The following is a 14,064-nucleotide window of genomic DNA, read 5'->3' as shown; positions in this document are numbered from 1 at the left end:
CGCATTATGATGATTTTGACTGATAAAAAGCCACGTGTGAACGTTGAAGGAATTTTGACTGCGGACGAAATTCACGATATCGAACATCACATGGGGCACTATCCATACCCACGTGCGGCGTGTCTGGACGCGCTAAAGTGTGTACAACGCCGTAATGGCTGGGTAGATGATGCGCAAATGAATGCCATCGCGCAAATGCTGAACATGAGCGTTGCAGATCTGGAAGGTGTGGCAACCTTCTATAACCGTATTTACCGTCAGCCAGTCGGGCGTCACGTAATTTTGTTATGTGATTCGATTGCGTGCTTCTTGATGGGTGCGGAAACTTTGGCAGAAGCATTCCAGCGCGAATTAGGCATTCAGTTTGGTCAAACGACTGCAGATGGTCGCTTTACCTTGTTGCCAATTTGCTGTCTGGGTAACTGTGACAAAGGCCCAACCTTAATGATTGATGAAGACACGCACGGTCTGGTTGAAGTGACTTCGGTGAAACAGCTGTTGGAGAAGTATGTATGAATACTGAACCAAAACCAATTTATGGCGACGGTAACCCGGAAACGCATCCACTCACATGGCGTTTAAGCAAACAAGCGAACCTACGTAATGCAGATGATTACGAAGCGCTCGAAGGTTATGCAGGCTTTAAAAAAGCCCTGTCGATGTCGCCTAAAGATGTATTGGACGTGGTGAAGGCAGCGACTGTTAAAGGTCGTGGTGGTGCAGGCTTCCCGGCAGGCATCAAATGGTCACTAATGGCGCCAAATGACAATTCAGGTCCACGTTACCTGATTTGTAATGCCGATGAGATGGAACCAGGTACCTTCAAAGACCGTTTGTTGATGGAAGATCTTCCACATCAACTGATCGAAGGGATGCTGATCGCGGGTTATACGCTTGAAGCAACCCATGGTTATATCTTTATCCGTGGCGAGTACATCGAAGCGGCTCAGTACTTAAATGAAGCGCTTGAGCAAGTTCGTGCCAAAGGTTACTTAGGGGATAACATCCTGGGTACCGGCTGGAACTTCGAGTTACACGTGCATACCGGTGCAGGTCGTTATATCTGTGGTGAAGAAACTGCATTGATTAACTCGCTTGAAGGCCGTCGTGCCAACCCGCGTACCAAACCGCCATTCCCGCAAGTTGCAGGTGCTTGGGGTCGTCCTACGATTGTCAACAACGTAGAGACCTACAACAACTTACCCGCCATCATGCTGCGTGGCCCTGAATGGTATATCGGCTTGTCTGCGGGCAAATCGAAAGATCCAGGTACGAAAATCTATGGTGCATCAGGTAAAGTGAAATTCCCGGGTCTATGGGAATTGCCTTTTGGTACGACTGCGCGTGAAGTGATTGAAGATCACGCGGGTGGTATGCGCGATGGTTTAACGCTGAAAGCATGGTTACCGGGTGGTGCATCAACGGACTTCCTGGCGGCCGAGCATATCGATCTTCCGATGGATGCGGAAAGCATCATGAAAGCAGGTTCTCGTTTGGGAACATGTCTGCTCATGGTGGTTGATGAAACCCAATGTATGGTTTCAGCAACACGTAACCTAGAAGAATTCTTTGCACGCGAATCATGTGGTTTCTGTACCCCTTGCCGTGATGGCTTGCCTTGGGCAGTGAAAGCGTTAAAAGCGCTGGAAAATGGCACAGGTAAACAGGAAGATATCGATCACTTACAAGAGTTAACGCGTAAGCTTTGGATCGGTAAAACTTTCTGTGCCCACGCACCGGGTGCAATGGAACCGCTCATGGGCGCACTCAAACATTTCCGTGGCGAATTTGAAGCGAAGGTGGTGAATGCCGCTGCTCAAGTTAGCTCCGTAGAACAAGCTTAAGGAATTCGACTATGGCTACAATTCATGTCGATGGCAAATCGTATGAAGTCAACGGCTCGGAAAACTTGCTACAAGCATGTTTGAGTCTTGGCATTGATATCCCATACTTTTGTTGGCATCCGTCCTTAGGTTCTGTCGGTTCTTGCCGTCAATGTGCCGTGACTCAATACGCGAATCCGGAAGATACCCGTGGTCGTTTGGTCATGTCATGTATGACGCCTGCATCTGACAATACCTACATCTCGATTGAAGACAAAGAAGCAAAAGATTTCCGTGCTTCGATTGTTGAATTCTTGATGACCAACCACCCGCACGACTGTCCAGTCTGTGAAGAGGGTGGTCACTGTCATTTACAAGATATGACCGTAATGACGCAGCATGACCGTCGTCGCTACCGTTTCACCAAACGTACCCATTACAACCAAGAGCTTGGCTCATTCATTTCTCACGAAATGAACCGTTGTATCGCCTGTTACCGTTGTGTGCGTTATTACAAAGACTATGCAGGTGGTACGGACTTCGGCGTGTATGCCAACGCATCACGTGTGTATTTCGGTCGTCCAGAATCAGGCACTTTAGAATCTGAATTCTCGGGTAACCTGACTGAAGTTTGTCCAACAGGTGTATTTACCGATAAAACTCATTCGGCACGTTATAACCGTAAATGGGACATGCAATATGCGCCAAGCGTATGCCAAGGCTGTTCTTCAGGTTGTAACATTTCTCCGGGTGAGCGTTATGGTGAACTTCGCCGTGTCGAAAACCGTTTCAATGGTGAAGTTAACCAATACTTCCTATGCGATAAAGGCCGTTTCGGTACAGGTTATGTGAACCGCGAAGACCGTCCGCGTCAGCCACAATTCCGTAAAGGTGCGACTGTAGAAACTGTTTCAGTAGATGCAGCACTTGATACGGTCATTGCAAATATCCAGGACAAAAAAGTTTTGGGGATTGGTTCACCGCGTGCATCACTTGAATCAAACTTCGCGCTGCGTGAGTTGGTGGGTCAAGAGAACTTCTCAACAGGTTTATCTCAAAAAGAGCAAAATCTGGTTGAACTTGCAGCTTCAATCATGCAAACCGAGGGTGTTTACAACCCGAATATGCGTGAAATTGAAAGCTATGATGCAGTTTTGATCTTAGGTGAAGACTTAACCCAAACTGCGCCTCGTATGGCTTTATCTGTTCGCCAAGCTGCGAAAAATAAAGGCAAAGAGATGGCAGCGGAACGTCGTACCCAGGAATGGTTGGCTGAGCCGGTACAACGTATTGCTCAAGATGCGAAATCTCCGATTTACATCCTGGCTGCGACACAAACCCGTTTGTCTGACGTAGCGGAAGGCGAAGTGGTTGCTTCTCCAAACGACATCGCGCGTTTAGGTTTTGCTGTTGCTGCGGGCGTGAAGGGTGAAGCAATTCTCGGTTTAGATGACGATGCGAAAGCATTTGCACAAACGATTGCCGACACCTTAAAAGCTGCGAAAAAACCATTGATCATCTCGGGTACCAGCTTACAAGATGCATCAATCATGGAAGCTGCTGCACAAGTTGCACAAAATCTGGGTAATGCAGGCTTGACCTTGACAGTTCCTGAAGTGAACTCGATGGGTATGGCAATCTTCGGTGGTCAAAGCTTAGAGCAAGCCTTTGCACAAGATTATGATGCAGTGATCGTGGTTGAAAACGATCTGTATCGTCGTCTACCTGCTGCACAAGTGGATGCTGCACTTTCAGGCAAAGACGTGATTGTTTTAGATCACTCTGAAACTGAAACAGTGAAAAAAGCCGACATCGTGCTTTCTGCTGCAAGCTTTGCTGAAGGTGATGGTACGGTGGTATCGCAAGAAGGCCGTGCACAACGTTTCTACCAAGTGTATGACCCGAGCTACTACAATCCTGAATTGGCAATCAAAGAATCTTGGCGCTGGTTACACGCTTTGGAAACAGGCGTGAAAGGCAAAGCGATTTCTTGGACGTTGCTGGATGATGTGATCGAGTCAGTTGCGAAAAACGTACCTGCACTTGAAGGCATTCTGGATGTTGCGCCTGATGCGGGCTTCCGTGTCCATGGTCTTAAAGTAGCACGTGAACCACGTCGTTACTCAGGTCGTACTTCGATGCGCGCGCCATTGTCTGTCCATGAGCCAAAACAGCCAGTGGACAAAGACTCTGCATTAACCTTCTCGATGGAAGGTTATGTCGGAACTCAAACACCTTCAGCACTGGTACCATTTGCATGGTCTGCCGGCTGGAACTCGCCGCAAGCCTGGAACAAATTCCAGGACAATGTCGGCGGTCATTTGAAAGGTGGTGATTCAGGCGTTCGTTTATTCGACCGTTTGGCAAAACTTCCGGCACGTACCTTTGTTGCACCGGCACCTGTTTTGGTTAATGCTGAAAGCTTCCGCCTAGTTCCAATGCACCATATTTTTGGTTCAGGTGAATTCACCGTAAAAACACCAGCAATGGAAACACGTATTCCTGAAGCGGTATTTGCGGTCGGTGAACAGGATGCAGCCCGCTTGAATGTTCAAAATGGTCAAACAATGACAGTAAAAGCAGGCGAGACCTCTATTGTTCTGCCTGTACAAGTCATTGAATATTTACCGACAGGTTATATTGGCTACCCAATCGGTCTGGCACCGACGGTATCTCTTGCAGAGCCTGTTTCAGTCGCGGTAGGAGTGTAATTCATGGAACAAGAATTAATCCGTCAAACGCCGCTGTGGGCTGAAAACTGGCCAATTGCCTATTCAGTCATTCAAGCGATTGTGATCTTGCTGGTTGTAGTACTGATCGCTGCGTTGATGTCTTTTATTGAACGTCGTTTACTCGGCTTGTGGCAAGACCGTTACGGTCCGAACCGTGTCGGTCCGGGCGGTATGTTCCAGATTGTTGCCGACATGCTGAAAATCATGTTCAAGGAAGACTGGACACCAAAATTTGCTGACAAACTGACTTTCCGTATGGCGCCAGCAGTTGCGATGGCAACTGCTGTGCTGTCGTTCATGGTTATTCCTGTTTCACCTTATCTAGGTGTGGCAGACATGAGCATCGGCCTGTTGTTCTTTATGGCAATGGCAGGTATTGCAGTCTATGCAGTACTGTTCGGTGGCTGGTCATCCAACAACAAATACGCCTTACTCGGTGGTTTACGTTCTGCGGCTCAGACCATTTCTTATGAAGTGTTCCTGGGGATCTCGCTGATGGGTGTGGTGGCAATTGCCGGCTCATTCAACATGCGTGAAATCGTTGAAGCACAACGTGATGTCTGGTTCGTGGTGCCTCAGTTCCTTGGCTTCCTGATCTTCGTGGTTGCGGGTGTTGCGGTGACGCATCGTCATCCATTTGACCAACCAGAAGCAGAACAAGAACTGGCTGAAGGTTACCATGTCGAATACGGCGGCATGAAGTGGGGGATGTTCTTCGTTGCGGAATACGTCAACGTAGTACTAATCTCTGCTTTAATCGTGACGTTATTCTTCGGTGGCTGGCTCGCGCCATTCAACCTTGAAATTCCGTTCCTTCCAGCAGCATTCTGGTTCATTATCAAAACAGCATTCTTTGTAATGATGTTCGTGTTGGCACGTGGTTCATTAATGCGTCCACGTTATGACCAGGTAATGAATTTTGGTTGGAAAATTTGCTTGCCATTAGCTCTAGTCAACCTGTTGGTGACTGGTGCCGTGATCTTGTGGTAAGGGCAGGGAGAACAAAATGTTTAAATTTCTAGCTGGATTTGGATCGATTGTTCGTTCGCTTTGGATGGTGTTTAGCCATGTAACGCGTAAACGTGACACGATTTTATATCCAGAAGTGCCGGCCGAAGAAATCGTGCCACCACGTTTCCGTGGTCGTATTGTATTAACGCGTGACCCTGATGGCGAAGAGCGTTGTGTCGCATGTAACCTGTGTGCGGTTGCCTGTCCGGTAGGCTGTATCTCATTACAAAAAGCAGAACGTGAAGATGGTCGCTGGTATCCGGAGTTTTTCCGTATCAACTTCTCACGTTGTATTTTCTGCGGTATGTGTGAAGAAGCCTGTCCAACCACAGCCATTCAAATGACCCCGGATTTCGAACTCGGTGAATATGTTCGTCAAGACCTGGTCTATGAAAAAGAACACTTGCTGATTTCAGGTCCTGGTAAATATCCTGACTATAACTTCTACCGTGTCACCGGTATGGCAGTTGCAGGCAAGGACAAAGGTCAAGCACAGCGTGAAAGTGCACCTGTTGATGTACGGAGTCTATTACCATGATGTGGCCATTTTATTTAATGGCCCTTGTGGCCATTGTCTCTACGGTTCGCGTGGTGACTAACGCGAATCCGGTACATGCTTTATTAAGCCTGATTGTATCCTTGCTTGCTGTTGCAGGCATGTTCATGATCGTTGGTGCGCCGTTCGCGGCTGCCCTCGAAATTATTGTCTATGCTGGCGCGATCATGGTGTTGTTCGTGTTCGTGGTGATGATGCTGAATCTGGGTGAACAAACCGTTGAACAAGAACGTAAATGGTTAACTTCATCGGCGTGGGCTTATCCGGCGCTGATGAGCTTCCTGATCGGTCTGGTACTGGTATGGGTATTAAACTCTGATTACGCACAGCCTTCACTGGTAATGGGTGTGGAAATGGTGGGCCCGAAAGCCGTGGGTCAAGCACTCTTTACGCAGTACTTGTTGTTGGTTGAAGTTGCCGCGATGTTATTGCTTGCTGCATTAGTAGCTGCATTCCATTTGGGTAAACGTGAGCCAGATGCAGAAGAGGAAAAAGAATAATGGGCAACATCCCTTTAGAGCATGGTTTGATCGTTGCATCTATTCTCTTTGCACTGGGTTTTTACGGTGTAATGGTGCGACGCAACCTACTATTTATTTTAATGAGCCTTGAAATCATGATGAACGCTGCTGCTTTGGCGTTCGTCCTGGCGGGCAGTGCATGGGCACAGCCAGATGGTCAGATCATGTTCATCCTGATCCTGACGCTTGCTGCGGCAGAGGCTTGTATTGGTCTTGCGATCGTCCTTCAGTTCTATCATCGCTTCCATCACCTGGATGTGGATGCTGCTAGTGAGATGCGCGGATGAGTTATTTATATCTAACAATTTTATTTCCGCTCATTGGTTTTGTCCTGTTAGCGGCGGGGCGCAACAAGCTTCCTGAAAATGTTGCAGCGATAATTGGTGTCGGTGCAGTTGGTTTATCGGCACTGTTTGCACTGATTGCAGGTCTGGACTTTGTTAACAATGGTAAAGAACTCTATGTTCAGCACCTGTGGACCTGGTTCAATGTCGGTGGTTTTGCACCGGGCATCAGCTTGCAACTCGACGGTTTGTCTTTACTAATGCTGGGCATGGTGACAGGTGTGGGTTTCTTAATTCACATCTTTGCTTCATGGTACATGCGTGGTGAAGAAGACTTTGCACGTTTCTTCTCTTACTTCAACCTGTTCGTTGCAAGCATGTTGCTTCTCGTTCTTGGCGATAACTTGGCGTTATTGTTCTTAGGTTGGGAAGGTGTAGGTCTGTGTTCATACCTGCTGATTGGTTATTACTACCAGAACCCTGCAAATGGTCTGGCGGCAATCAAGGCGTTTACTGTTACCCGTATCGGTGACGTATTCCTGCTGATTGCCATGTTCCTGATCTTCCAGCAATTCGGTACTTTGAACATTCAGTACATCGTTGAAAATGCAGCGACTGTAATGACGCAAAGTTCTTCGCTGACCATCTGGACAGCATTGTTATTGTTCTTGGGTGCGGCAGGTAAATCTGCACAGATCCCATTACAAACATGGTTGGCCGATGCAATGGCAGGTCCAACACCTGTTTCTGCATTGATCCATGCTGCAACCATGGTAACGGCGGGTGTTTACCTGTGCTGCCGTCTGTTTGCAGTCTTTGAACTTGCGCCAGAAGTGATGGTGTTTATTTCGATCACAGGTGCGGTGACCTTGCTTGTGGCTGGTTTTGCTGCATTGGTTCAGACCGACATCAAACGTATTCTGGCTTACTCAACCATGAGTCAGCTCGGTTATATGTTTATGGCAGTAGGTGCTGAAGCATACCAGGCGGGTCTATTCCACATGCTGACTCACGCATTCTTCAAGGCACTCTTGTTCTTGTCGTCTGGTGCGGTAATTTTGGCTTACCATCACGAACAAAACATCTTCAAGATGGGCGGTTTGTTCTACAAGAACAAATTCCTGTTTGCATGTTTCGCGATTGGTGGCGGTGCCTTGGCAGCGATTCCATTCCTGACCATTGGTTTCTTCTCAAAAGACGCAATTCTTGCTGCAGTCTGGACGCAAAGTCATATTGCTGGTTTACCAGTGTATAACACGCTGTACTGGGTCGGTGTTGCAGGTGCTTTCTTAACCTCGATTTATACATTCCGTCTAATCTGGGTGGTATTCTTCGGCAAAGAAAACACGCCTTATCATGAAATCAAAGGTGCAACTTACTGGGCGCCACTGGCGATTCTTGCTGTCCTTTCGACAGGTCTGGCAATCGTACTGAAAGCACCCGTGATGAGCATTCTAGATGCAGCCCAAATTCCAGCCTTCATTATTCCTGAAGCGCTTGAAGCAGGTGCACATGGTGCTGAATACATCGCCATTGCTGTTGCATTGACGGGTCTTGTGGTCGGTGTGGTGCTGTTCGCTTTTGCTTACAATGCAGTCAAACGTTTTGCTGCCACTTCTGTAGGTGCGGGTCTGGTTAATATCTGCCGTAATGCATTAGGTTTCGACAAGCTTTATGACCTGATTTTCGTCAAGCCATATTTGCTGTTCGCTAAACTGTTCGGTCGTGATCCAATTGATGGCTTATGGCTGGTACTTCCTGCACTGGTCAAAAGTGGTCACAGCTTTACAAGTTCACGTCAAACCGGTTCACTGCGTGAATATGCATCTAGTATGGGGCTCGGTGTCGTTGTCCTACTGATGATCTTGATCGTGATTCAGGTCGTGGGGAAATAAAATGGAAGCTCCAAACAATATTATTTTGCCGGCTCTGATCCTCATTCCGTTCATTGCAGGTTTCATATGCTGGTTGGTCGATAAACTCGACCAACACTTGCCGCGTTATATCGCGCTAATCGGTATGCTGGTGACTTTGGTTTTGACCATCGTCCTTTGGCAGACTGGTACCTATAACTATGAATTAGGCGCTGCGACACCTTCGTGGGCTGCCGAATTCAAACTGCCTTGGATTCAGACCCTTGGCATTAACATTCACTTAGCCGTGGATGGTTTATCACTTCTTATGGTTGGTTTGACTGCACTCCTGGGTGTGCTGGCAGTCGGCTGTTCATGGGGTGAGATTCAAAAGAACGTTGGTTTCTTCCACTTGAACCTTTTATGGTCTTTGGGTGGTGTGATCGGTGTATTCCTGGCGATTGACCTGTTCCTGTTCTTCTTCTTCTGGGAGATGATGCTGGTGCCGATCTACTTCCTGATTGCCCTTTGGGGTCATAAAGGGGCAGAAGGCAAGTCACGTGTTTATGCAGCAAACAAGTTCTTCATTTACACGCAGGTTGCCGGTTTGGTGATGCTGATTGGTATCCTGGGTCTGGTGACTGTAGGCTATACCATGACTGGCGAAATCCGTTTCGACTACAACTATTTATTAGGTGTGGCGAATACGCTTGACGCTCAGGTTCCAGCGCTTGCTTATGCATTCATGATCTGTTTATTCATCGGTTTTGCGGTAAAACTTCCAGTTTTCCCATTACACGGCTGGTTACCAGATGCGCATGCGCAAGCACCAACAGCGGGTTCTGTTGACCTTGCAGGTATCTTGATTAAAACTGCGGCGTACGGTTTATTGCGTTTCGTGATTCCGTTCTTCCCGGCAGCTTCGGCTCAGTTTGCAGATATCGCGATCATTCTGGGTTTAATCGGTATCTTCTACGGTGCCTGGTGTGCTTTCCAGCAAACCGACATGAAACGCTTACTAGCGTACACATCTATTTCCCACATGGGCTTTGTTTTACTTGCGATTTACGCAGGTAACATCCTGACCTTCCAGGGTCTGATGATCATGATGTTGGCACATGGTATTTCCTCTGCTGCACTGTTCATTATGTGTGGTCAGGTATATGAGCGTGTGCATACACGTGACATGCGTTTGATGGGTGGTATGCGTGGTCAGTTCCCGTATCTTGCATTCTTCCTGATGTTCTTTGTTGCGGCGCTTGTAGGTATTCCGGGTCTGGGTAACTTCATTGGTGAGTTCCTGATCCTGATGGGTGCTTATGCACAATTCCCGGCGTTTACCATTCTTGCTGCAATCAGTCTGGTCTTTGCAGGTCTGTACGGTCTGATCCTGATTCACAAAGCCCTGTTTGGTGTGCCAAATGAAGCGCAACAGCAGCACTATACAAATCCGTTAAAAGATCTGAATGCACGTGAAATCGCATTATTGTTGATCTGTGCGTTTGGTCTACTTTGGCTTGGTCTATACCCACAAAGCTTCCTTGATGTGTCTAACTCAAGCATGGCGTGGTTAGCGAATAGCTACATTCCAGTTCAAGAAGTAGTTGAAGTTGCTGATCAAGTAACGACTCAACTTGAAAATGTGGAGATCCGATAAGCCATGAACTTCACAATGTCTTTTTCTGAGCTTATGCCGCTCGCACCTGTGATGATCGTGTCGTTAACTGCGATCGTGGTGATGTTGCTGACTGCAATCAAGCGTAACCATAATCTTGTTGCGACGACGACTGTTATTGGTCTGAACTTAGCAGCGTTCTATATCATTTTCGTACTGTTGGCAGGCGTATTTGCACCTGCCAATGTGATGAATCTGTTCATCGTAGATCCATTTACGATGCTGTACCAGTTTGTGATCCTGATTGCTGCACTTGCCTGTAGCACCTTGTCACATGCCTATATCGAAACTTATAAAGATAACCGTGAAGAGCTGTACATCTTGATGTTGATATCCGTTGCGGGTGCAATGTTAATGGTGGCAAGCTCGCACTATGCATCATTCTTTATTAGCCTTGAGTTGATGTCGATTCCTGTATACGGCCTGTTGGCATACACACATCAGCGCTCTCAATCGCTTGAAGCGGGTGTAAAGTACCTGGTTCTTTCAGCAACGGCATCTGCCATGCTGCTGATGGGTATGGCCTATATTTATGCCTATACCGGTACTTTAAGTTTCGTTACAGAACCGGGCAAACTGTTTACTGTATTCAGTCAACCGGCTGTGGTGATTGGTCTGGCGTTAATCGTATTTGCTGTGGCATTTAAATTATCGCTGGCACCATTCCACAAATGGACACCAGATGTTTACGCAGGTGCACCAGCACCAATCGCGACTTTCCTTGCGACAGTAGCGAAAGTGGCGATGATTGGTCTGTTTGTTCGTTATGCCTTGTCTTCAGGCCTAATCCTGGCAGACAGCTTCGTAACGATCATTTCGATTATTGCAGTTCTGTCGATTCTTGCAGGTAACTTGCTGGCGGTTCGTCAGGTCAACCTGAAACGTATCCTGGCATACTCTTCAATTGCACACTTTGGTTATTTGCTGGTGGCGATTGTCAGTGCACGTAATACTGATTTCTTACAGGTTCAAGGTTTTGCGACTTTTGAAAGTGTAAACGTCTACGTGATTACTTATGTATTAACCACGATCGGTGCATTCGGTGTGGTAACGCTGATGTCGAGTCCGTATAACAATACCGATGAGGCAGGTAGTCTGGCTGAATACCGTGGTCTGTTCTGGCGCCGTCCAGTCCTGACTGCTGTATTGACTGTGATGATGCTGTCTCTGGCAGGTATTCCTTTAACTGCTGGCTTTATCGGTAAGTTCCTGGTGATTAAAACTGCAGTGGCAGGCGAAGCCTGGTTCCTGACTGCAATGGTGATCCTGGGTTCAGGTATTGGTTTGTACTACTACCTGCGTGTGATGGTTGTGTTGTATATGACACCGCCTGAAACACCACGTCTAGATGCGGTGAATCATTGGGGTCAAAAAGTTGGCGGTATCATGGTATTACTTGCTGCACTTGCGGTACTTGTGATTGGTGTTTATCCAGATCCAGTGATTGCGATTTCTAAATATGCGTTCTTCACAATATCACCTGAATTACAGCAATTCATTTTCACTTTGGTTCAAAGTGGTTTTAACTAATATCTGCGAAGATTGACGTTATTACAAAAAAGCCTCCATGATTGGGGGCTTTTTTATTTATACAAATCAATAAAAGCCTTTATAATAGCGGAAATTTATCTTTAACCTTTTAGGTGTTCTCCTGTGGCAATCCATGAAATCCGTCATCCGCTCATCCGACATAAGCTCGGTTTACTCCGTCGTGCAGATATCAGTACCAAAAACTTCCGCGAGTTAGCTCAAGAAGTGACCATGCTTCTGACTTATGAAGCGACTAAAGACCTGCCAATGGTTGAACATGATATTGATGGCTGGAATGGTGCTGTCACAGTTGACCGTATTGCCGGTAAAAAAATCACGGTTGTGCCGATTCTACGTGCCGGTATTGGCATGCTGGATGGTTTCTTAAATCTGATTCCAAGTGCAAAAGTATCTGTACTCGGTTTAGAGCGTGATGAAGAAACCCTGGAAGCCCGTACTTATTATAAAAAACTGGTTCCAGACGTACAAAACCGTATCGCGATGATCATTGATCCGATGTTGGCGACAGGTTCTTCTCTTGTAGCTGCAATTGATGTACTCAAAGCCAGTGGCTGTAAAGACATTCGTGTTATGGTTCTGGTTGCCGCACCGGAAGGTATTAAGCGTGTAGAGGCTGCACATCCTGATGTGATCATGTTCACTGCATCAATCGACAGCGGTTTAAATGAAAATGGTTATATCGTTCCGGGTCTTGGTGATGCTGGCGATAAAATCTTTGGTTCAGTTCAGAAAGACTAATTTTTGAACAGGACGAAAAAAGGGGCTACTACAGCCTCTTTTTTATATAATGTAGATCGGGCATTTTCAGCATAGGACAACAGCATGAAAGATGAATTATATCAGGGCAAAATCAAACAGTACGACCCTGCAAAAGGTTTTGGTTTTATTGGTTCAGCTGAGGGAGATGTGTTCTTCCATATTTCAGACTTTCCTGCGGCAGAAGGCGAGCCAAAACGCAATGAACGCGTGAAATTTAATGTGGTAGAAAATGGCGATAAGTATAAAGCCATTAAGATTGAACGTGTTGAGGATACTTCAAAGAAAGCTAAAAAATCTAAGGTCGCTGCACATAACCAGTCAATTACTTCCGCATTACTATCAAATCTCAAGCGTTAATTAACCGTGAATTTGACTAAATGAAGAGGCGTTTTCGCCTCTTTTTTTATCTAAAAATTCATGAACTATAGTCTTACCTCAGGTTTTGTAACTTAAAGCTTATACTTCGTTACGCAAACAATAAAACGTCTACCAAAGCGCTACAATCATCTCTATTTCTTCTCACTTAAAATACTATCTGTTGATTTATAGGGATAAATGTCATGTTTAGGAATGGAAAAATTAAAACTTATGGTTCCGAACGTGGTACAGGCAGCATTGAGTTAGCAGATGACGCTCAAGAACTAAGTTTTAGGCTACAGGATTTACCTTCACCTGAAATTGATCCTCAAATTGGAGAACTGCTTAAATTTAGAATGATTCCTCATCAGGAAACCATAATATTGGACAATATGGTACGCCTAGATGTCAAAGTACAGGATGAACCGTACCGGGTTTGTCGGAGAGTTTTTTATTTAAGTTAGGCCACCTGACCTAACGGGTTAATCTTATCATAGTACATTGCTTCAAAATCAAAAGGTGATACATAACCTAGTGCACTATGTACACGCTCTTTATTGAACCAATCTACCCAATTTAGTGTCGCAAGTTGTACATCTGCTAAACCTTGCCAATCTGCTTTTAGATATTCAATCACCTCTGTTTTGTATAAGCCATTCACCGTTTCAGCCAAAGCATTATCGTATGAATCACCAGTCGTACCGACTGATGCTCGTAAATTTGCTGCTTCTAAACGATTGGTATAGCGAATGGAAAGATATTGCACACCTCTGTCGGAATGATGAATCACATTCTTTGGCATGCCTCGATCATGCAATGCTTGCTCCAATGCATCGAGCACCATATCTGTATTCATCCGTGTCGATACTTTCCATCCAACAATTGCTCGTGAGAACACATCAATAATAAATGCAGTATAAACCCAGCCTGAATTTGTTTGAA

13 protein-coding genes and 1 pseudogene are annotated in these 14,064 nt (G+C 46.2%); 13 read left to right on the top strand and 1 reads right to left on the bottom strand.

The features are described 5' to 3' along the window. Positions 1–6: 6 nt before the first annotated feature. The 13 genes and pseudogenes from nuoE to FTU95_RS13480 form a co-directional block, all read left to right on the top strand. Positions 7–516: an NADH-quinone oxidoreductase subunit NuoE gene (nuoE, locus tag FTU95_RS13540; RefSeq protein WP_100358017.1), complete on the top strand. Its 510-nt coding sequence runs from the start codon at positions 7–9 to the stop codon at positions 514–516. Continuing rightward, complete coding sequence (gene nuoF / locus FTU95_RS13535; RefSeq protein ID WP_180078794.1) at positions 513–1,844, top strand: NADH-quinone oxidoreductase subunit NuoF; 1,332 nt, start codon at positions 513–515, stop codon at positions 1,842–1,844. The genes nuoE and nuoF overlap by 4 nt, the downstream gene beginning before the upstream one ends. Positions 1,845–1,855: 11 nt before the next feature. Further along, positions 1,856–4,534 (top strand): NADH-quinone oxidoreductase subunit NuoG, encoded by a 2,679-nt coding sequence (nuoG, locus tag FTU95_RS13530; RefSeq protein ID WP_180078792.1) that lies wholly within the window; start codon positions 1,856–1,858, stop codon positions 4,532–4,534. A 3-nt stretch (positions 4,535–4,537) separates the two neighbouring features. Continuing rightward, positions 4,538–5,545: an NADH-quinone oxidoreductase subunit NuoH gene (gene nuoH, locus FTU95_RS13525; protein WP_005097920.1), complete on the top strand. Its 1,008-nt coding sequence runs from the start codon at positions 4,538–4,540 to the stop codon at positions 5,543–5,545. 16 nt (positions 5,546–5,561) lie between these two features. Continuing rightward, positions 5,562–6,104 carry an NADH-quinone oxidoreductase subunit NuoI gene (nuoI, locus tag FTU95_RS13520; protein WP_005097919.1) on the top strand — a complete coding sequence of 181 codons (543 nt, stop codon included), beginning with the start codon at positions 5,562–5,564 and terminating at the stop codon, positions 6,102–6,104. Beyond that, positions 6,104–6,622, top strand: a complete 519-nt coding sequence (nuoJ, locus tag FTU95_RS13515; RefSeq protein WP_171063341.1) for an NADH-quinone oxidoreductase subunit J — start codon at positions 6,104–6,106, stop codon at positions 6,620–6,622. Before nuoI ends, nuoJ begins: the two co-directional genes overlap by 1 nt. Then, the gene (gene nuoK, locus FTU95_RS13510) at positions 6,622–6,930 is read left to right on the top strand and encodes an NADH-quinone oxidoreductase subunit NuoK (protein ID WP_004280769.1); all 309 of its coding nucleotides are present in this window, start codon (positions 6,622–6,624) and stop codon (positions 6,928–6,930) included. Before nuoJ ends, nuoK begins: the two co-directional genes overlap by 1 nt. Beyond that, positions 6,927–8,822, top strand: coding sequence for an NADH-quinone oxidoreductase subunit L (gene nuoL / locus FTU95_RS13505; protein WP_005097915.1), 1,896 nt, complete (start codon positions 6,927–6,929; stop codon positions 8,820–8,822). Before nuoK ends, nuoL begins: the two co-directional genes overlap by 4 nt. Before the next feature lies 1 nt (position 8,823). Then, positions 8,824–10,437, top strand: coding sequence for an NADH-quinone oxidoreductase subunit M (nuoM, locus tag FTU95_RS13500; RefSeq protein ID WP_180078790.1), 1,614 nt, complete (start codon positions 8,824–8,826; stop codon positions 10,435–10,437). Between the two features lie 3 nt (positions 10,438–10,440). Next, complete coding sequence (gene nuoN, locus FTU95_RS13495; protein ID WP_180078788.1) at positions 10,441–11,985, top strand: NADH-quinone oxidoreductase subunit NuoN; 1,545 nt, start codon at positions 10,441–10,443, stop codon at positions 11,983–11,985. 123 nt (positions 11,986–12,108) lie between these two features. Beyond that, positions 12,109–12,744 (top strand): uracil phosphoribosyltransferase, encoded by a 636-nt coding sequence (upp, locus tag FTU95_RS13490; protein WP_005097912.1) that lies wholly within the window; start codon positions 12,109–12,111, stop codon positions 12,742–12,744. An 84-nt stretch (positions 12,745–12,828) separates the two neighbouring features. Further along, entirely contained in the window at positions 12,829–13,122 is a 294-nt protein-coding gene (locus tag FTU95_RS13485) for a cold shock domain-containing protein (RefSeq protein WP_005097911.1), read from the top strand. A 203-nt stretch (positions 13,123–13,325) separates the two neighbouring features. After that, a pseudogene (locus FTU95_RS13480) lies at positions 13,326–13,547 on the top strand (hypothetical protein); the annotation flags it as partial. A gap of 35 nt (positions 13,548–13,582) precedes the next feature. Here the strand turns inward: FTU95_RS13480 and FTU95_RS13475 are convergent. Then, on the bottom strand, positions 13,583–14,064 hold a 482-nt coding region (locus FTU95_RS13475; protein ID WP_180025073.1), incomplete at its 5' end, for an IS3 family transposase.

The organism is Acinetobacter sp. YH12208, from assembly GCF_013418055.1.
GTDB lineage: Bacteria > Pseudomonadota > Gammaproteobacteria > Pseudomonadales > Moraxellaceae > Acinetobacter > Acinetobacter pseudolwoffii.
The sequence above is the reverse complement of the archived record's forward strand: the minus strand, read 5'-3'. Positions and strand labels throughout refer to the sequence as shown.